The sequence below is a fragment of the Nitrosomonas sp. genome (genome assembly GCA_031316255.1).
Classification (GTDB): domain Bacteria; phylum Pseudomonadota; class Gammaproteobacteria; order Burkholderiales; family Nitrosomonadaceae; genus Nitrosomonas.
Genome location: JALDQW010000001.1, coordinates 3547829 through 3568616, shown reverse-complemented (window position 1 = coordinate 3568616; position 20788 = coordinate 3547829). Strand labels below are relative to the sequence as shown.

The window sequence follows — 20788 nt, the reverse complement described above, 5'->3', positions numbered from 1 at the left end:
ATTTTTTATACGCTGGACTAGTCGTCTTCGCTTGTTGCCCAGTCTACAGCTTTGTCGTAATCATCAAACACAAGAACGTTAGCGTTGGTAAACAGATTGGAGACCCAGGCGCTCCAGGTTTGCCATTGGTCGTCTGTTACGACGGCAACATGATTAAAGTCGTTGCCGTGCTCGTGCATAAATTTAATATCTTCCCAGGCGACATCAACGGTATAGTCGAGCATGTCGCGTAAATCAACCACGACATTAACTTTTCCTTCAAAACTGGATTGATAGATGACCTGTTCTTCAAATGACTTGTAATCGGTTAATGTAAATTCGCCGATTACAGCAACGATAACCAGACTATTTTGTTTTTGTATTGTAATCATGATTTCACCTCAAAAGACAAGGCCCTATTATCGGCAAATAAGCTCAATGGTGCAAATATTGTGTAAATTCCTGATCGCTTATGCCGTAGTCAGTTTGAACAATTTTAATTGGTGAGTTTTTCTATCGGATTAAGTTTTGATTGGAGCTATCTACGCTTAATTCTACAGCGTGTTAAAAATTAAGGGGTAAAAAAACTTTTGTTTCGCTGGCTGCCAGAAAGAAAAATAAAGTAACATTTATAGCTATAGGGTTTTTACTCAATTTAATGCTGTAAGAACAAAGATATTAGAATCTGGCAATTAAAATAAATGCATTTTTCCTGAAAATAATTTGCTAACAAAAAATTCATGACTCAATCCAATAATATTGCTCCTTCGATCATTGCACGTGAAACACTGTTAAAACTCGGCTCATTAAAACTTCAGCCAACACCGGATAATTACCACAAAATCTACGATGAGATTGCTGGCGTGCCAGTTAACCAGATGCCTGTAAGTACAACGAGAATGCTTGCCATGTTTGCAAACGATTTCCCGCGTCATACACAGGAATTGTCCCGTTTTGCCAATATGCTGGAACAGGCAGTCAAAAATAGAAACTGGAATGAATATAAAGCGGTTTTGATGAAAATGGCTGGCTTGGTCGGCGACCTGGACAAACACGATAGCCTGTCAAGTAGAGCTGCTCCGGTCGATAAAATTTTATGGACTGAGACGATTGCCACACTTTTAAAAAAGCTTGATAAGAATCATGGTCAAGTGACTGCCGCCAGAAAACGCGAAGGCTTGAATCGCGTGTTGGCGAATTCCTCGTTAGATTCTTTTGAACTTCAGAAAAAATTGAATGCGCTGGTTGCATCATGGGATGTTTTGGCAACCGAGGCAAATGAATCTATTGAAGTTGGCAATACTGATGATTCTATGCGGGCAGAAGCGTCAACTGATACGATTGATGAAGAAACAGAGTCTATAGCCGTTCAACACGCGCAAAATAGTGTGTCCGCTGACGGTATGGCCGATGAGATAAAGGCGTTGTTGGTGCAAATGTTGGAACAGGTTGCTTTCATACAATCGGATGATACGGTATTGGGTAGTGACGTGAAGCGTTTGGCGCAGAGTGTTCATTACATTCAGAGTAAGCAAGAGCTGGAACAGTTTGCGACTGATTTCAAGAAATTTCTCGAGAAATTTGAATATTGTGGTAACGATAATGAAAAGCTGCAACAGAGATTATTGAAATTAATGGACCGACTTCTGGACAGTACCGGTGAGTTCCTGTCCGAAGATGAATGGATAAGAAATCATGTTTCCAAACTGCGCAGAACTATAGCGCAGCCATTGGATAAACGTCTGTTGGCTGAGGCTGAAAGTTATTTGGAAGCGATTATTCAAAGGCAGGAAATTATTAAACGCGGACTGGGTGATGCCAAAAATACATTAAAAGAAATGGCCACTTGTCTGATCGGTAATATTGAAGAGCTTTCAGATGAAACGGGTGAATACCATAAAAAAATAGAAAGCTACTCAGAACAGATTAGTCAGACGGAAGATTTAGAGGCGTTGAATCAATTGCTCGTTGAAGTCATGAAAGACACCCGGCAAATGCAGGAAAGTACACAAGGTTATCGGGACGGGTTTATAGCAGCGCGCGCGGAAGTTGAAATTGCTCAGGAAAAAATAGTACAGCTGGAATCCGAAATACTGCAAATGAACGAGAAGATACACGAAGATCATTTGACGGGGGTTCTGAATCGCCGAGGATTGGATCTGGTATTTGACCGCGAAGTAGCGCGCGCCAAACGTCAACAGCAGCCGGTTTGCTATGCATTGCTTGATGTCGATAATTTCAAAGCGCTGAACGATACTTATGGCCACAAGGCCGGCGATGAAGCGCTTGTGTACTTGGTTAATGCTGTAAAAAATGTGACGCGAAGTGATGACGTTGTCGCGCGGTATGGCGGTGAAGAATTTGTAGTTCTGCTACCGAATACGCAACTGAAAGAAGCAGTAGAAGTGCTGTCAAGAGTAAGGCGCGATTTAACCAAAAAGTTCTTTTTGCATGAAAATAAAAAGGTTTTAATTACATTTAGCGCCGGTGTGGCCGAATATAAATCGGGCGAGTTGCAAGATAATATCTTTAAACGCGCAGACGAGGCGTTATACCGGGCAAAAAAGAATGGAAAGAATTTAATCCTGGAAGCTGCATAGAACTCAGTTGCAGTAATGCTGGAGTGTAGTAGTTTAGACTTGATCTGACAGTTATCGACCATAAGGTCAAATTCATTTCAACACATTTTCCGAGGGTGTTCAAAATTCTGTGTCAGTTTGCCAATCACCTAACGCGCTTCGCTTGTTAACCACTGAAACCGGTGACCGATCGACACAATTCGTGTCAATACGCTAACCAGTTTCAGCGGTGACATAAAAATCTGTATTAAATTCATAAATCCAGTGCCGCATCCAAACGCCCCTCAAAATATATCGCAAGCTGGGATAATGTCAAATTCCAGTTTAGTATTGGCATTGTCCATTTTTTGCTGGCGTTTTTGATACCAACATACAATAATTTCAACAGACTGTTTTCATTCGGAAATCCACCTTTGGTTTTTGTCAGTTTGCGAAATTGACGATGAACGGCCTCAATCGTGTTGGTTGTATAAATCACACGGCGTATCGGTTCAGGATATTTGAAGTATACCGATAAATTTTCCCATTTGTTGCGCCAGGATTGAATCACGATGGGATAGTGTTTTCCCCATTTGGCTTCCAGTGCATCAAGCGCATCTTCGGCTGCATCAATGGTCGGCGCTTTGTATACCGGTTTCAGGTCAGCCATGAATGCTTTTTGATTTTTTGACGCCACATATTTCATCGAATTGCGGATTTGATGAATAATGCACAACTGAACCTCGGTTTCAGGAAAAATACTGTTGATTGCCTCAGGAAAACCCACGAGTCCATCAACGGCGGCAATAAGGATATCCCGTACGCCACGGTTATTTAAGTCTGCCAGTACGGAAAGCCAGAACCGGGCGCCTTCGCTTTCCGATACATACAACCCCAGTACTTCCTTCTTTCCTTCAATGTTTAAGCCAAGTACGGTATAGACTGCCTTGCTGATATAACGGCTGTCTTCTTTCACCTTGTGATGTATGGCATCCAGCCATACGAACGGATAGTGACTATCCAGCGGGCGCTGTTGCCATTCCCTAAGCTCCGGAATAAGCTTATCTGTGACTGCGCTGATCGTCGCCGTTGAAACATCAATGCCGTACAGTTCGGCAATATGCCCAGAAATATCCTGATAGCTGGAACCCAACGCAAATAACGATAAAATCTTGCGTTCGATTTCATCGGTAAGATGGGTCTGATGCTTTTTAACCAACTGTGGTTCAAATGTACCGTTGCGGTCTCTGGGTGTTTCCAGTTGAAAACTACCTGATGCTGATTTTACAGTCTTTGGCGTCGTGCCATTCTTCCGGTTCTGTTCATCCCCGGATTTGATATGCTGTTCAAGTTCCGCCGCCAATGCAGCTTCAGTGAGTTGTTTGATCAATGGCGTTAATATGCCATCTTTTCCATTCAAATTCCGCCCCGCTTTCAAGGATTCCAAGGCTTCTTCAAAATCAAATTGCACTGTAGTCTTGTTCATTCGTCACTCCTATAAAATTTAATACTAAAGGAATGACACAGAATTTCTAATACTCCCCATTTTCCCTTTTGATGCACTTGATGCCGTTGTGTGCTAATGCTGAATTCATCTGTATTTGCCGGGTTCTGTGCGCTTGTCGGCGTCCATGCGCTGCCTTCGATTTTTGGCAAAAGAATATCATTTCCTGCAAGGTATACCGTGCTATGTGCCGGGAATTCAATAACATAGTCGGCCAATGCATATTCAGTTTTCTCATCGACATAACCTGTTTAATACCAAATATTTCTATTTATTTGAAATAGAAAGACAATTGCCATGGAGTTTAACGTTTTCCTTACATAAATTTCATTTAATATCTTCCGTTTAAAGAAGGACTACATTTTATTACGGCCTCTTAAAACTAAATCGGTTATGCAAACTTCAACATCCCCATCTGTGACTACATTACGTTCCAGATTGCAAGAAATAAGTTTTGCCACACAAAGCACTGCCATTTTTCTGTTCGCTATTGTTGTCATCTTAAGCAGTTTTCTAATTAATTATTTTTCTTTACTGGAAAAGAGTCATTCCACTGCTAAATTATTGGTTGAAAATGCAACGGCTTCAATAATGTTTCAAGACACTGCGGCAGCGGAAACGCTTTTGCATTCTCTAAGTAACACGAAAGAAGTTCACGCAGCTGCTTTGTATGATGATAAAAGCGTACTCATTTCTCAATATCATATTGGCAGAAATATTCCTCCTCAACAATTAAATTCGCTTAAAGAAGACTTTCAGTGGAATATCAATTTCATTTCAATTATTGAACCTGTTCACATGAACGACCAGCTTCTGGGTGGCCTTTACCTGGAAATTAGTCTGTATACACTCTACCAGCAGATTCTATTGCAAATTGTTATCACAATAGTTGCTGCAATTGCCGCACTGATTATCGCGCATCTGCTATTGCAGCAACTCAATAAATCGGTACTGAATCCACTCAATCAACTTTCTGGTGTTATCGAACATGTTTCGCATAATGCAAACTATTCGGTCAGAACAGTGCCAAGCAATATTCTTGAGCTGAATACGCTGGCTAATGGATTTAATAGCATGCTTGATGTGATCCAAGAGCGCGATGCAAAATTAGCGAATCATTTGGATCATTTGGAAGAAGAAGTTGCTATTCGAACAGAAGAACTGGTGATTGCGAAAGAAGCGGCTGAATCGTCCAGTAAAGCCAAAAGTGAATTTCTTGCAACCATGAGTCACGAAATCCGTACACCGATGAACGGAATTCTTGGCATGATCGATTTACTTTTGGGTAGTCGGTTGAATACAGATCAGAGGCATTTTGCTGAAACAGTACAACGCTCAGGCCAACATTTGTTGGGGATAATAAACGATATTCTCGACTTCTCAAAAATAGAATCCGGTCATTTGCAGCTAGAGACGATTGATTTTTCACTGATAAAGCTAATTGAAGATACAATGCTAATGTTCTCACAGCAGGCCGATGAAAAAAAGCTTGAACTGGCGGTTCAATTTATGCCGCCAGACAACGCTTTCCAGTTTAAAGGAGATTCTTTCCGATTACGCCAGGTCATTGTGAATCTGCTGAGCAATGCCATTAAATTTACAGCAGAGGGAGAGATCGTTGTTCGTGCCCGAGTAGAGAATGAGGCCGAATCCGACGCTACAATCAGTATCAGTGTTGAGGATACAGGGTTGGGTATAGATTCCCATCAACAAGAAAATATTTTCAAACATTTTACTCAAGCAGATGGTTCTACAACGCGTCAATACGGAGGAACAGGTCTTGGTCTGAGTATTTGTAAAAGTTTGATTGAATTAATGGGTGGCACAATTTCAGTTGAAAGTTCGTTGGGCCATGGTTCAAAATTTAGGATTGATCTTCAACTGAAAAAGGCCAATTTTGAACAAAATAGCCTGCAAGAAAATACGTTAGAAAATATGAATGTCCTGGTGGTTGACGACAATAAAACCAACAGAGAGATCCTGGAAGCTTATCTTAAGAACTGGCGGATGAACGCTTCTTGTGCTGACGGCGCTGAGCAGGCGCTCGAACTTATGAATCGAGCATTTGATAATGGGAATCCCTATCAATTCGCCATTTTGGATCTGAATATGCCGGGAATGAACGGGTTGCAGTTGGCGGAAAAAATTCATACGGACACCAATTTGTCTAAAACGCGTGTATTGCTGTTGACTTCAAGTTATTGCCATGTTGACGAGGTCGAAGCGCTGCGACAGAGACTCGGTAATTTGCATTGCGTCAATAAACCCATACGTCAACAAGAATTATTTGAATTAATTTCGAGTGCTATCAATAATTCGCCTGATTTTTCTACTTCAAATCCTCCATCGCGACAAGATTCGCTCGAACAAATTATCTTAAACTCCCGTGGCAAGGTTTTACTTGCTGAAGACAATCCAGTTAACCAGGATGTGGCCTTGGCGATGTTGGCCAAACTCGGTATGGAAGTTGAACTTGCCAAAAATGGCAAGGAAGCGCTGGAGCTTGCTTCCAGAACGCAATACGATATTATCTTGATGGATTGTCAGATGCCAATTATGGATGGTTTCGAGGCAACTTCACTCATTCGTAAAGAATGCGAAAATAATGTGCATACTCCGATTATCGCTGTTACTGCGAATGCTACGACAGACGATCGCGAAAATTGCATCAACATGGGAATGAATGATTTTATTTCAAAACCTTATACGCTTGAACAATTGCAACATGTAATCTCGCATTGGATATCTGCAGAAGCGGTTAAATCAAATAACACTGAAAAAGCAGGCAAGGCGATCGCAAATCTCCAAACAGAGAATACTTCAGTCATAAATTTTAAACAGCTTGATCAAATTCGAGAGCTTGATGCGTCACATGGCAATGAATTGGTGCATAAGATTCTTAGTACCTTTCTTGAAAATACTGAAAGTCTGGTTCGTCAGATTGGACACTCAATCTTATATGGCGATGCTGAGGGGTTACGGCGGACGGCGCATGCCTTAAAATCAAGTTCGGCCAATATTGGTGCTGAAGGATTATCAAATATGGCCAAGGAATTGGAATCCTTTGGCCGTGTAGGGGAACTTGAGCCCGCCACGAAACTGCAAGAAAGTTTAGAGCAACAATACAGTCAAGTCATCGACGAAATAAAAAAGATATTGAGAAATGATGAAAGCAGTGTCATTTAAAGTTCTGGTGGCTGATGATGATGCAACCATCAGACTGCTGATGCAGACTGCATTAGAGAATGCAGGGTTCAGTGTTTCGTTGGCGAGTAATGGCGAGGATGCCATACGTTTGTTTGAAGAACTGCCACATGATTTGGTTATGCTGGATGTGGATATGCCGATTATGGACGGCTATAAAGTTTGTTTGCATCTTCGAAAACTAAAGGGTAATGAACTTCCTATCATCATGGTGACAGGTAACGATGATATGGAGTCTGTCAATCATGCTTTCGAAGTCGGTGCAACGGATTTTATTGCAAAGCCTATAAACTGGAGTTTGATCGGTTATCGTGTACAGTACTTAAAACGTGCTTATTTGAATCTGCTCGAACTAAAAACAGTCAATGCGCGCAATACGGCAATTTTTAGTACTATTCCCGATGCGATGTTTATTCTTAATGACAGCGGTTATGTTGTCAATGTATGTGTCTGTCCTGAACATTCCATATGGCAAACACTAAACTGTGGAGAGTCAATTGATCAGTTTTTTCCAGAAGATATCGCAAAAGTTTTTTTAAATAGCATATTCCGTGCACGTGAGGACGGCAATGTTGCGCATTTTGAGTTTGATTTGCAAATAGAGAATGAGAGAACAAGGAGCTATGAAACCCGGGTTGTAACTATAAAATCTCATGAAACACTTTGTTTAATCCGTGATATTACCGATCGCAAGGAGTCAGAAAATAAAATATTCCGCCTCGCCAATTTTAATTTTCTTACGGGATTGCCCAACCGCAAATTTTTAAAGGAACGGTTAAAAAGAGAAATAAACCGTACTAAGGATGTAGGCAGCATACATGCGGTATTTCATATGGATATTGACGGATTCAAAAGTATTAATGAAGCTATGGGGCATCATACCGGGGATGAAATTCTTCGAAATATCGCAAAACGCCTTCAACGCTGTGCTGATGACCTTGGATCAATACAAAATAATCAACATGCCTCATCCTTTGAGATTGAGTTTGCCCATCTTGGAGGAGACGAGTTTGCAGCGGTCATTCCTAATTTACATCGTGTTGAAGATGCCTTGATTGTCGCAAATCGATTGCATGAGATCATGCGCAATCCTTTTCATCTGGACAGCCTGGATGTTGTGCTGACAATGAGTGTGGGTATTGCTTTGTATCCTATTGATGGTAATGATACTGAAACTTTATTTAATCATGCTGATACCGCCATGCATCACGCGAAGAGTAAAGGAAGAAATAACAGCCAATTCTATAGTAATTCCTTGACGCGACATGCTGAACACAGACTCAATCTGGAGAATGATTTACGCAATGCTTTGCAGAATAATGAGTTCTTTCTTGCCTATCAACCACAACTCAATATTGCCAGTGGAAGGATTCAATCCGTTGAAGCGTTGATCCGTTGGCAGCACCCGGAACGCGGCTTGATTTCTCCGAACGAATTCATTCCCATGGCTGAAGAAAACGGATTGATTATTCCTATCGGAGAATGGGTTTTGCGCACAGCATGTGCTGAAGCGGTACAATGGGATAAAGATGGTGTCAGTTTACGGATGGCGGTTAATCTTTCTCCGGTGCAATTTAAAGACCCTGAGCTAGTCAAATGTGTACTTGGAATTTTAGCTGAGACCGGGTTATCACCCAGCAGGCTTACTCTAGAAGTGACCGAGAGCGCTGTAATGAACTGCGTTGATGAAACACAGAAAACACTCAATGTATTGCGTAATTGCGGAGTACATGTCGCACTTGACGATTTTGGAACAGGCTACTCTTCCATGAATTATTTAAAGCAGCTACCAGTTAACAACATTAAGGTGGATAGAAGCTTTATCAATGAAATGATAGAAGATAAAAATTGCCTTGCCATAGTTCGATCAATTATTACTTTATCCAAGAATTTAAATTTTAGCGTTACAGCAGAAGGGATTGAGAAGATAACTCAAGCAGAAATTTTAAAAGATTTAGGATGTGATTATTTGCAGGGAAATTACTTCAGTCAACCTGTTAATTCTAGAGAAGAAGTGATCTTTCTTGCAAAAAGATACTGGCCAATACATGTGACCCAACGCGATGTAATAGAAAATGAAATTTGTTGACATTGACCTTGACCTTCTAAAACTAAACGCACTGTTACCGACGCCAAGTGGAGTGGCGCTTGGGATAATGGAGATTTGTCAGCGAGATGACGCTTCTGTCAGTGAAATGGCTAAACTCATTAAGACCGATCCGGCACTTTCCAGTCGTTTGATCAAAAAAGCGAATATGTCGCATCAAGGCTCACGTGCCATTTTATCTGTTTCAGATGCGGTTTCATATCTTGGAATGAATGTGGTTAAGCAGCTGGCTCTCGGATTTTCATTGATTGATCAAAATCTGAGTGGTGCGTGCAAGGGTTTTGATTTCCAACAATTCTGGTCGCATTCATTGCTCATGGCGATTGCGGCCCAAAATCTGGGGAAGTCTATTCAGATTTGCCCTGTGGACGAATTGTTTACATGTGGTTTGATGGCGCGAATCGGTTGCTTAACCCTGGCCACCGTTTATCCTGAGAAATATTCCGATTTGTTAGAGAAACAAAGCTCGGATAGTTCTTTTGTCGAGCAAGAAAAAAATTATTTCCAAACCGATCACAATGAATTAACGGCTGCATTGATGATCAATTTTGGTATTCCTCAAATAATGGTGGAGGCGATTTATTATCACGAAATCCCTGCAGACTCAGGTTATTTGGAAGAATCTCGCCCGTATCAAATACTGAACTTATTTAATATTGCAAAACAAATTGCAGATTTTGGGATTAGTACTCAATCGGAACGTGACAACCAGATATCCGAGCTGATTCTGCTTGGTGGAAAAATAAGTCTGGATTCGAAATTATTCGGTGAATTTATCGATGAAGTCATGGCCGAGTGGTTAGTCTGGAGTGAATTGCTCAAGATACCGACAATAAAACTTCCACCATTTGACACAATGATCAAGGTTTCTGTGTCGCGAACAGATAATGCATCGAATCCTGCTTTACTTCGCGTGCTTGCAGTAGATGACGATCCGTCCAGTTTGATCTTTATTGAAGGATTGCTGTCGGATGCGCTCGGTCATACTGTCTTTAAAGCAAATAATGGTGAACAGGCACTGTCATTAGCAATGGAAGTCATGCCTCATATCGTGATTACTGATTGGTTGATGCCGGTAATGGATGGCCTTGTACTGACGAAATCCCTGCGTTCCACAGACTGGGGACAGAATATCTATATCATTATGCTGACAGGGATTGAAGAAGAAGATGAAATTATTGAAGCATTTAATGCAGGTGTAGACGATTATATCGTTAAGCCGATAAATGTAAGGGCATTTCGCGCCAGATTACGTGCTGCCTGGCATTATCGGAAGTTACAAGAATCATGGGAGCGTGATCGCGAGTATCTCAAACGTTTTGCTGCCGAGTTGGCTGTTTCAAATCGAAAACTAGAGTACCTGGCGCTGACTGACATGCTAACGGAGTTGCCCAACCGGCGTGCGGGAACTGAAGCATTAGAAAAAGCATGGAGTGAAGCAAGTCGTTCCGGACAGGCGCTTTACCTGATGTTAATCGATATTGATTTTTTCAAAAAAATTAATGATACCTATGGTCATGCAGCAGGCGATCAAGTACTTAGAACAATAGCAGCAGCACTTAAGTCGTCAGCACGCAATAGCGATACGTTTTACCGGGTTGGCGGTGAAGAATTTATGGTCATCTCTCGGAATACTGATCAAGACGCAAAATCCATTGTTTTTTTTGCTGAAAGACTCCGTCGCCATATATCATCGCTAAAAATTGATATCAATACATCTCAAATTCAAGTTACGGTCAGCATCGGTGTGGCTAAAAAAGACACGAAGTTGAAAACTGAGGATGAACTGATGAGCGTTGCAGATAAGGCATTATATGCGGCAAAAAATTCAGGTAGAAATAAGACTTGTTTGTACTTTCAGGACAAGATACTAAACTGCAACTTGTGACAAGAAGAATAAGACCAAAATCAATCACGCTAATGCCTTACGTTCAACAACGTTTCCGGAAAAAAACAGTTGGGATCAGAACAAAACTAACCAGGATACTCATCAGTATGTTGCTGAGCGTAGCGCCTTTTTTTCAGCTGCACGCATCTCCAGTCATTGAATCCCAGGTCAATGAATATGGTGTCAAAGCTGCATTCATATTTAATTTTATTGCGTTTACTCATTGGCCTGACAGTAGCGATCAGGAACTTAATCTATGTATCTATGGAAATGATTATTTTGGACAGGAGATCGATCAATTACAAAAAAAGCCTGTTAACAACTCCGCTATCAAGACATTGCGACTAACCGATATTGAAAAAATTGAAGCGTGTCAGGTTCTTTTTATTTCCAAGTCAGCAATCGGCGGTCTGCCCGCTATTTTAAAGAAAATATATAACAAACCTATTCTAACAATTGCAGATAGCCAGGATGCGGCAAGTCAAGGTGTCATCATCAACATGATGTTGATTGAAAATAAAATCAAATTTGAGATCAACTTGAAATCGGCGCGCGATGCCGATTTGCAGATTAGCTCAAAGTTATTGCAACTGGCGACGAAGGTTTATCAGTAATGATAGTGCGTTCAACATTCATTACATTGATGATTTACCTCATCGCGATCATGATGACGATGAGATGTGCTGCAGAAAGTACGTATGCAGCCAAATATTCCACCGATAGTGTTCAAAACAATATGAATAGACTCATGGATATGAGTATAGAGGAATTGATGAACATTGAGGTGACCACGGTTACCCGGCATGCGCAAAAACTGTCAAAGGTTTCATCCGCTGTTTTTGTTATTACACAGGACGACATAAAGCGCTCCGGCGTTACCAGTATACCGGAAGCGCTGAGGATGGCTCCAGGCGTGCAAGTCGCACGTATTGGAGCTGATAAATGGTCGATCAGTGTGCGCGGTTTCAACGGCCGTTTTGCCAACAAACTGCAGGTTCTTATGGATGGACGCAGTGTCTACAATCCGCTTTTTGCGGGTATCTTGTGGGACCAGCAAGATACGCTCATGGAAGATATTGAACGCATTGAAGTCATACGTGGCCCGAGTGCGGCTATGTGGGGCGCCAATGCGGTCAATGGTGTCATCAACATCATCACCAAAAAAGCATCAGACACCCAGGGCACTTTGCTAACCGCAGGCGGCGGCAGTTTTGAACAGGGGTTCGTGGGCGCCCGTTACGGTGGGAAAATCGATGACAACACACCTTTCCGTTTTTATGCAAAGGGATTCACGCGTGATCACTTAAACTCAACTCGAGGCGGCAGCGCCAATGATGCCTGGCATAGTGCCCGGGGTGGCTTCAGGATGGATCATGTTCGTGGAATAGATCAATTTACCCTGCAGAGCGACATTTTTTACAATGCACAAGGCGACAGACTGGACAAATCTCTTTTGATTGCGCCCATTATTCAGGCTGAATCAGTAAGAGGGAACAGCAAAGGGGGTAATATACGCTTTCGCTGGGACCGCGCCTTTTCGGAAAAATCATCGCTGAGTCTGCAAACTTACTATGACATTATCGATTTCAGGATGGCAACCTGGTCCAATGTCAGAGCGGAAAGTTTTGATATCGATTTTCAGCATCGTTTTCCTTTGTTTGACCGCCATGATATTACCTGGGGCGCTAATTACAGGTTGTATCACAACAAGGTGTTTGATACCGAGCTAATCTCACTGAATCCTCGTGAACAAACCAATCATCTTGCCAGCGCATTTCTTCGCGATGAAATCACATTAATCCCTGAAAAACTTAAATTAACACTGGGTTCGCGGTTCGGTTACAATGATTTTACCGGCATGGAAATTCAGCCTAATGCACGCTTAATGTGGATGCCAAGCATGCAGAATTCGGTTTGGATGTCCGTTTCCCGGGCCGTACGCATACCGTCCAGAGCCGAGAATGACATACTTCTGAATGCCCAAACACTGAGTGAAATTCCAGGTGGTTCCAATCTGATATCATTTCCGGTTCTTACTCAAATCCTGGGGACGCCAAGTTTCAATTCAGAAAAATTGCTGGCTTATGAACTAGGCTTCCGGCATCAGTTTCCTTTTCAGGCGTCTGTTGATATCGCTACATTTTTTAATGACTACAGTCAGTTACGTGATCTTTCAGCAGGCATTCCTTCTTTTCTTGCCAATCCTATACCGCATCTGGTATTGCCAGTCAGTTTAACAAACAAGGCTTCCGGGCATACCTATGGCGTTGAAATATCGGCTGATTCACGTCCGCTTGAGAATTGGCGCCTGCAACTCAGTTATAGTTATCTGAATATGCATATCAGTTCCGATTCAATACTCAAGCAGCTTGATCCAACGACGGGCAGTGCCGCCAAAGTAAACCCCCAGCATCAAGTTTCATTGCGGTCAAACTACGATCTGTCGGATAAAATACAATTTAATCTATGGTTGCGGTATGTCAGTAGTGTTGATTTTTTCAATATCCCCAGTTACGTGACCATGGATGCCAAACTCGCATTCAAACCTGTCAGGAATGTCGAGTTATTTTTGGTTGGACAAAATTTACTCAAACAGAATCACAATGAATCGGTATCTGCCTTTATTCCATTAGTTCCGTCATCTATTCCGCGCGGGATTTATGTGGGCGCAGAATGGCGTTTTTAAAGTATCCTTAATATCAGTACTTTAAGTTCGGCATGTGTGGGTATGAACATGGCGTTTTTGATATGTCGCATTGCCTTTGTTGATCTGGCGAAAAAAATCTGGTTTTATTGGTAATGCAACTATATTGGTGATACCAGGGATCTTATACAACTGTGTGCAATGAGTCGTTTTTTTGATTTTTGAGTGTTAACTGGAAATCCAATTTTAGTCATACGGGATTTTGAAAACAGGGAATTCAACCTCACCTCAAAAATCAGTTAGAATATGACTTTTTACTGATCTTTTCGGGGAGTCTCTGGATGTCAATGTCTGATCGTGATGGCGTTATCTGGTATGACGGCGAAATGGTTCCCTGGCGGGATGCCAATACGCACATACTGACGCATACGCTTCACTATGGATTGGGGGTGTTTGAAGGGTTGCGCGCCTATGAAACAGCGCAGGGTCCGGCTATATTCCGGTTAAAGGAACATACCGACCGGCTTTTTAATTCGGCGCATATCTTTATGATGAGAATGCCGTTCGACAAGGCTACTGTGCTGCAAGCGCAATGCGATGTCGTCAAACAGAATAATCTGGCCTCAGGTTATATCCGCCCCATTGTATTTTATGGCTCTGAAGCCATGGGTCTTTCGGCGACAACGCTATCGGTGCATGTTGCAATTGCTGCGTGGTCATGGGGTACCTATCTGGGCGCTGAAAGTCTGGATGAAGGCATTCGTGTTAAAACTTCATCGTTTACGCGGCATCATGTCAACATTAATATGTGCCGGGCGAAATCGGTGACAACCTATGCCAATTCCATATTGGCGCATCAGGAAGTGGCTCAGAATGGTTATAACGAAGCGTTGCTGCTGGATATGGAAGGTTATGTCGCTGAGGGGTCTGGGGAGAATATATTCGTCGTCAAGCAGGGGAAAATTTATACCCCCGACCTTACGTCGTGCCTGGAAGGGATAACCCGGGCTTCAGTCATGGAGTTGGCGGCAGAATTAGGTATTCCCGTCATTGAAAAACGCATTACGCGCGACGAAATTTATTGTGCAGACGAAGCGTTTTTTACGGGCACTGCAGCAGAAGTGACCCCAATTCGTGAACTGGATAACCGTATGATCGGTAGCGGGAAGCGCGGGCCGATTACAACGCAATTGCAGGCCCTGTTCTTTGACTGTGTAAAAGGCAGGAATGATAATCATAGCGACTGGCTTACCTTCGTAAAATAAGTCGTATTGGAGCGTGTTTTTTATGAATGAACAAACCGACAATAAAACAAGAGAAATCGAAATTACAACCGACGACCTGCCGCTGCATTGTCCAACACCCGAAATGAAACTCTGGAATACGCATCCAAGAGTTTATTTGCCGATAGAGCAAACAGGCGAGGCCTTGTGTCCCTATTGCGGCACGCATTATACCCTCAAGGGTGGCGCCATTGCCGGACACCACTGACAGAGCGCTAAAATTCGCCAAAAATTTGTATTAACCAGTCAACCAATAATTTTTTAAATGAACGATATAAAACAATCTGTTCCACGCGAAATTTTTAAGGCCTATGATATTCGTGGTGTTGTCGATAAAACGTTAACGATCGCGCATGTTGAGGCAATTGGCCATGCAATCGGTTCTGAAGCGCGCGAACGCGGGCTGACGTCAATTGCAGTGGGACGGGACGGCAGATTGTCCGGGCCGTCGCTTTCAGAAGCGCTGACAAGGGGTATTCTCAAAAGTGGCGTTAATGTCGTGGATGTCGGGATGGTGGCGACACCCATGCTTTATTTTGCTGCGCATGAGCATTGTAATTACTCCGGTGTGATGGTAACGGGGAGCCATAATCCGCCGGAATACAACGGGTTTAAAATTGTGATGGGTGGTGAAACACTGGCGGCTGAATCCATACAGGCACTGCGCATCCGTATTGATAACAACGATCTGATGCATGGTGATGGCCGCTATTCTCAGCTTGACATTTGCGACAGTTATATCGATCGTATTGTTGATGATGTCAAACTCGATCGCCCAATGAAAATTGTCGTGGATTGCGGTAATGGTGTGGCCGGTGCGTTTGCGCCTGCACTGTATCAAAAACTGGGTTGTGAAGTGACCGAATTATTTTGCGATGTGGATGGGACTTTCCCGAATCACCACCCTGATCCATCGGTGCCCGCTAATCTGCGGGATGTGGTTCATGCGCTTGCTAACACAGATGCTGAAATCGGCCTTGCTTTTGACGGCGATGGCGACCGGCTGGGTATAGTCACCAAAAAGGGCAATATTATTTTTCCGGATCGTCAGTTGATGCTGTTCGCTGCCGATGTGTTGTCCAGAAATCCGAAAGGTCAGATTATTTTCGATGTGAAATGCACGCGTAACCTTGCGCCCTGGATTGAGCAGCATAACGGAGTGCCCATCATGTGGAAAACCGGTCATTCATTTATTAAAGCCAAACTGAGAGAAACGAATGCATTACTGGCTGGTGAAATGAGTGGCCACTTCTTTTTCAAGGAACGCTGGTATGGTTTTGATGACGGCTTGTATGCCGGAGCGAGATTGCTGGAATTGCTTAGTCACAGGGAAAATATAGACAGCGTCTTGAACAACCTTCCGGACTCGATCAATACGCCCGAACTGCAAATCAGGGTTGAGGAGGGCGAAAACCACATATTGATCGCTGCGTTACAAAAAAATGCCCGGTTTGACAGTGCGCAGCGGGTGGTTACCATCGACGGTCTGCGGGTTGAATACGATGATGGATTCGGTTTGGCGCGTGCATCCAATACCACGCCAGTCATAGTGCTACGGTTTGAAGCGGAGAATGAAGCCGCACTGAAACGTATCCAGCAGGATTTTCGCGTCAATATTCAACGGGTAAAGCCGGATGCCGAACTGCCTTTTTAGCTGAAATTAGTTTTTTGTATTCATGAAAATTGCCATAGCTCAGATCAATGTTGCCGTTGGTGATATAGCCGGTAATGCTAAAAAAATAATCGACGCTGCCGAGCAAGCGAAGAAATCCGGCGCTGAATTGATGGTTACTCCTGAACTGGCGTTGTCGGGTTATCCACCTGTTGATTTGCTACTGCGCGAAACATTCTATGCGGCCTGCGCCGATGCGCTGCATGATCTGGTGCAAAAAATTTCCGGTATTACACTGGTTGTCGGTCATCCGGATTTCCGGGACGGTAAACTCTACAATGCGGCTTCGGTTATCCAGGATGGGCAAATTATTGCCAATCATCAAAAGCATATTCTGAACAGGGCTCCTTTTTTTAATGAATATTACTATTTTGATAAAGGTGTCGAACCTTGCCGGTTTGAAGTGGCTGGTATCCGGTTTGGTATACTGATTTGCGCCGATTTCTGGCAGGTACATACAGCAGCCGACACGGTTCTGTTTGATTCGAATGTTGATCAGATGCTGGTGCTCAGTGCTTCGGCATATCATATCGACAAACAGGTTTCCCGTTACCAACTGACCCAGCAATTTATCAAAGAGACGGCAATCGGGGTCATTCATGCCAATCTTGTGGGTGGTCAGGATGAACTGGTTTTTGACGGTGCGTCGTTTGTGATGGATCGGCAAGGCGTGTTGACACACCAGTTTGCTGAATTCAAGGAAGAAGTGGGTCTGGTTGAAATCGAAGATAATGTCCCGGTTAATGGGCATATCGAACCGCATCTGCCGACAGTGGCCTGTATTTATCAAGCGCTATGCATGGGCGTCAGGGATTATATCGATAAAAACAATTTTCCCGGTGTGCTGATTGGCCTGTCCGGTGGTATTGATTCAGCATTAGTTCTGGCTGTTGCAGTGGATGCGCTGGGTGCGGATCGGGTTCAGACAATCATGATGCCAACACAATATACGTCGGGCATCAGTCTCGATGATGCGCACAAGATGGCCCAAACACTGGGCGTCAAGCACCGCCAGAGCTTGATCAAACCCTTGCTCGATCATTTTTTATTGACGCTGGAAAACGATTTTCAGATTTCGCCAGAAAACAGCTATGTCAGTACTGTGCCGGAGAATCTGCAAGCACGCATACGCGGCACTTTGTTGATGGCATTATCGAATCAGACGGGTTATATCGTACTGACTACGGGAAATAAATCGGAAATAGCTGTCGGATACTGCACCTTATACGGGGACATGGTTGGCGGTTTTGGTGTTCTTAAAGACATCAGTAAAACAATGGTTTATCAGCTTTGCAAATACCGCAATCAGATTGCCGAAGTCATTCCTCAACGTATTATAGAGCGTGCGCCTTCAGCAGAGCTGCGTTTTAACCAGACCGACCAGGATAGCCTGCCGCCGTATGAAGTGCTCGATTCGGTCATGGAAGCCTATGTGGAAAATAACCTGACGCCTGCAGAAATTATTGAAAAAGGGTTCAGTGAAACCGATGTTCACCGCGTTATACACCTGATCAAGGTTAACGAATATAAACGCCGTCAGTCACCGCCGGGCATTCGTGTCACGCAATGTGATTTTGGCACCACCTGGCGGCATCCGATTACCAACGGGTTTGATGAATGAATCCGGTGCTCAACCGGTTCTGAAAACGTTTGAATATCGGGTTTCCCGATTTTGTAGCAAAAACAGTTAGATACTGCGTTTTCGGAATTGCTCTCAAAAGTATACAAGTGCAAATAATGATCTCAGATTAAGTTTAAGCTTGTCGTGCAAATAATCTTTCAAATATGCTTTTTCAACGTCGATTGACACAGGGGTTTTCATTCTTGAAATGGCGACATGAAACCAAATTTTCTTTCGCCTATAACCAGATGAAAAGAAAGCTATTATTTAACTTATGATTTTAGTTTACGACCGAAATTCCAGATGAAATCGATAATTATAGATAGCCAAACAATACCCAGGGTACAACGATTTTTATATTTTTTGGCTTTTTGTTTGCTGGCAAATATTAGTTTTGCAACACAAGATGTTTCATTGGATTCCAAGATAATGGATATGTCGCTTGAGGATTTAATGAATGTTACCATAACTACGGTATCGCGAAAACCTCAAAACCAGCGTGATACGGCGGCTGCTGTATTTGTCATTTCTCAGGAAGACATTCGCCGCTCCACTGCAAACAGTATTCCCGAGTTATTACGTATGGCGCCCGGATTGAATGTTGCGCGTATTGATGCCAGTAAATGGTCGGTCACATCACGTGGTTTTAGCGGGCGGTTTTCAGATGATCTGTTGGTAATGATTGATGGTCGGACAGTTTTTTCCCCTTTGTTTGCCGGTACTTTTTGGGAGTCGTTGGATCTTCCGCTTGAAGATATTGAACGCATAGAGGTTGTACGGGGCCCAAGTGGCACGATTTGGGGTGCAAACGCCGCCAACGGCGCGATACATATTATTACCAAAAAGTCAAACGACACACAAGGCACTCTGGTTTCAGGCGGCGGTGGCAGCGAAGAGCGCGGTTTTACCACGCTTCGTCATGGCGGAAAAATCGGTGAAGATTTTCATTACCGTGTTTTTGCCAAAGGCTTTGTGCGAGACAATAGTCATAGTCAAGCAGGCGCGCATGACAGTTGGCGCATGGGAACCTTGGGCATGCGAGCTGACTGGTATATTAATAACCAAAACGAAGTTACATTCCAAGGACAATACCATAGTGGCAAGGCTGGTCAAAAAACCAGTTTAGTGTACCAAACGGTTCCAGGTACACTGGTTACTCAGACAGAAGATGTTAATCTGGCGGGCGGTCATGCTCTCATGCGCTGGAATCGCATCACTGGTAAAAATTCCAACATGACCCTGCAAGCGTATTATGATCATAACCGACGAAATGAATTATCTTTTCGCGAGCGCCGGCATACCTTTGATATCGATTTTCAACACCGGTTTCCATTGACGCTGCCGTTTCGTCAGGAGTTTTTGTGGGGTGTCGGTTACCGTTGGACCAGAGATCATTTAAACGCTGGTCTACCGATTTCTTTTGAACCGACCAGTCGCATCATACAAACCACCAATATCTTCGCTCAAACTGAAATTCCATTTATCGAAGACCATCTAAAAGTAGTCGCCGGTCTTAAATTTTTGGATAACACCTTTGCACATGATAATTTTCTCCCCACTTTCCGGGTACTATGGACGCCCAATATCAAGCAAACAATTTGGGCTTCAATAATACGCGCCGTACGATTACCCTCGCGTTTCGAGCGTGATGGTAATCGTTTTATCCGGAATGGCGCAGAGTTTCTCAGACTGATTGGCAATCCCGATCTTGTCGCTGAAACGTTATGGGGATTTGAGACCGGATACAAACATCAACTGACATCGAATCTTTCCGTTGAAATTTCAGGATTTTTCAATGATTACAATCATTCGATCAGTGAGTTCGAAACCTCATCGGAAACTGCGCAATTATTCAGTCAACGAGATACCGAGATATTCGGCTTCGAAATTTACGGTAGATGGGACGCATCCAGAAGATTAAGATTTATGCCAAGCTATAGTCATTTGCAGATTAGAAATCAAGCCCCTCTGGGCCATGAAGTAGAATCGGGTAAAGACCCCAGACATCAGTTCACACTTCGATCACAACTGGATATTACCCACAATATTGAACTGGATGCGTTCTTTCGCCATATCGACAAATTACCCGGGCTGAATGTTGATAGTTACCAAACACTTGATTTACGACTAGCATGGCATCCAGTAGCTGGTTTGGAATTATCATTGATCGGTCAGAATTTGTTGCAATCGCACCATCTTGAGTATATGCCCGAGATTATACAAACCGTGCCGGCGCAAATTCAACGCAGTCTCTATGGCCGGATTATTTGGCGCTTCTAACAATCCTGTCAGTATATATGCCATTTAATACGTGCAAAAATAATAGTG

13 protein-coding genes are annotated in these 20788 nt (G+C 43.1%); 11 read left to right on the top strand and 2 right to left on the bottom strand.

Features of this window, described 5'->3' with window-relative positions:
• Positions 1-17: 17 nt before the first annotated feature.
• Positions 18-371, bottom strand: a complete 354-nt coding sequence (locus MRK00_15820; protein ID MDR4518837.1) for an STAS/SEC14 domain-containing protein — start codon at positions 369-371, stop codon at positions 18-20.
• A gap of 348 nt (positions 372-719) precedes the next feature.
• On the opposite strand from MRK00_15820, the gene MRK00_15815 reads away from it, so the two are divergent.
• Positions 720-2579, top strand: a complete 1860-nt coding sequence (locus MRK00_15815; protein ID MDR4518836.1) for a diguanylate cyclase — start codon at positions 720-722, stop codon at positions 2577-2579.
• A gap of 232 nt (positions 2580-2811) precedes the next feature.
• Here the strand turns inward: MRK00_15815 and MRK00_15810 are convergent, their stop codons facing one another.
• Entirely contained in the window at positions 2812-4023 is a 1212-nt protein-coding gene (locus tag MRK00_15810; protein MDR4518835.1) for an IS256 family transposase, read from the bottom strand.
• 411 nt (positions 4024-4434) lie between these two features.
• On the opposite strand from MRK00_15810, the gene MRK00_15805 reads away from it, so the two are divergent.
• The 10 genes from MRK00_15805 to MRK00_15760 all read left to right on the top strand — a co-directional run bounded on the left by MRK00_15805 (position 4435) and on the right by MRK00_15760 (position 20740).
• Positions 4435-7227, top strand: coding sequence for a response regulator (locus MRK00_15805; GenBank protein MDR4518834.1), 2793 nt, complete (start codon positions 4435-4437; stop codon positions 7225-7227).
• Positions 7208-9334 (top strand): EAL domain-containing protein, encoded by a 2127-nt coding sequence (locus MRK00_15800; protein MDR4518833.1) that lies wholly within the window; start codon positions 7208-7210, stop codon positions 9332-9334. The genes MRK00_15805 and MRK00_15800 overlap by 20 nt, the downstream gene beginning before the upstream one ends.
• Positions 9321-11240 carry a diguanylate cyclase gene (locus MRK00_15795; protein MDR4518832.1) on the top strand — a complete coding sequence of 640 codons (1920 nt, stop codon included), beginning with the start codon at positions 9321-9323 and terminating at the stop codon, positions 11238-11240. Before MRK00_15800 ends, MRK00_15795 begins: the two co-directional genes overlap by 14 nt.
• A 107-nt stretch (positions 11241-11347) precedes the next feature.
• On the top strand, positions 11348-11854 hold the full coding sequence (locus MRK00_15790) for a YfiR family protein (GenBank protein MDR4518831.1): 507 nt from the start codon (positions 11348-11350) through the stop codon (positions 11852-11854).
• Entirely contained in the window at positions 11854-13926 is a 2073-nt protein-coding gene (locus tag MRK00_15785) for a TonB-dependent receptor (GenBank protein ID MDR4518830.1), read from the top strand. The genes MRK00_15790 and MRK00_15785 overlap by 1 nt, the downstream gene beginning before the upstream one ends.
• A gap of 299 nt (positions 13927-14225) precedes the next feature.
• A complete protein-coding gene (locus MRK00_15780; GenBank protein MDR4518829.1) occupies positions 14226-15149 on the top strand; it encodes a branched-chain amino acid transaminase in 924 nt (307 codons plus the stop codon).
• A 22-nt stretch (positions 15150-15171) separates the two neighbouring features.
• On the top strand, positions 15172-15375 hold the full coding sequence (locus MRK00_15775) for a zinc-finger domain-containing protein (protein ID MDR4518828.1): 204 nt from the start codon (positions 15172-15174) through the stop codon (positions 15373-15375).
• A gap of 57 nt (positions 15376-15432) precedes the next feature.
• Positions 15433-16821 carry a phosphomannomutase/phosphoglucomutase gene (locus MRK00_15770; protein MDR4518827.1) on the top strand — a complete coding sequence of 463 codons (1389 nt, stop codon included), beginning with the start codon at positions 15433-15435 and terminating at the stop codon, positions 16819-16821.
• A 22-nt stretch (positions 16822-16843) separates the two neighbouring features.
• On the top strand, positions 16844-18460 hold the full coding sequence (locus tag MRK00_15765; GenBank protein ID MDR4518826.1) for an NAD+ synthase: 1617 nt from the start codon (positions 16844-16846) through the stop codon (positions 18458-18460).
• 453 nt (positions 18461-18913) lie between these two features.
• Positions 18914-20740 carry a TonB-dependent receptor gene (locus MRK00_15760; GenBank protein ID MDR4518825.1) on the top strand — a complete coding sequence of 609 codons (1827 nt, stop codon included), beginning with the start codon at positions 18914-18916 and terminating at the stop codon, positions 20738-20740.
• The last annotated feature ends 48 nt before the right edge of the window (positions 20741-20788 follow it).

Bases quoted from the DNA above. Each gene is read 5' to 3' on its own strand.
- MRK00_15765 (MDR4518826.1), top strand. From the start codon at position 16,844: ATGAAAATTGCCATAGCTCAGATCAATGTTGCCGTTGGTGATATAGCC.
- MRK00_15775 (MDR4518828.1), top strand. From the start codon at position 15,172: ATGAATGAACAAACCGACAATAAAACAAGAGAAATCGAAATTACAACC.
- MRK00_15760 (MDR4518825.1), top strand. From the start codon at position 18,914: ATGAATGTTACCATAACTACGGTATCGCGAAAACCTCAAAACCAGCGT.
- MRK00_15795 (MDR4518832.1), top strand. From the start codon at position 9,321: ATGAAATTTGTTGACATTGACCTTGACCTTCTAAAACTAAACGCACTG.
- MRK00_15800 (MDR4518833.1), top strand. From the start codon at position 7,208: ATGAAAGCAGTGTCATTTAAAGTTCTGGTGGCTGATGATGATGCAACC.
- MRK00_15770 (MDR4518827.1), top strand. From the start codon at position 15,433: ATGAACGATATAAAACAATCTGTTCCACGCGAAATTTTTAAGGCCTAT.
- MRK00_15820 (MDR4518837.1), bottom strand. From the start codon at position 371: ATGATTACAATACAAAAACAAAATAGTCTGGTTATCGTTGCTGTAATC.
- MRK00_15810 (MDR4518835.1), bottom strand. From the start codon at position 4,023: ATGAACAAGACTACAGTGCAATTTGATTTTGAAGAAGCCTTGGAATCC.
- MRK00_15815 (MDR4518836.1), top strand. From the start codon at position 720: ATGACTCAATCCAATAATATTGCTCCTTCGATCATTGCACGTGAAACA.
- MRK00_15805 (MDR4518834.1), top strand. From the start codon at position 4,435: ATGCAAACTTCAACATCCCCATCTGTGACTACATTACGTTCCAGATTG.
- MRK00_15785 (MDR4518830.1), top strand. From the start codon at position 11,854: ATGATAGTGCGTTCAACATTCATTACATTGATGATTTACCTCATCGCG.
- MRK00_15780 (MDR4518829.1), top strand. From the start codon at position 14,226: ATGTCAATGTCTGATCGTGATGGCGTTATCTGGTATGACGGCGAAATG.
- MRK00_15790 (MDR4518831.1), top strand. From the start codon at position 11,348: ATGTTGCTGAGCGTAGCGCCTTTTTTTCAGCTGCACGCATCTCCAGTC.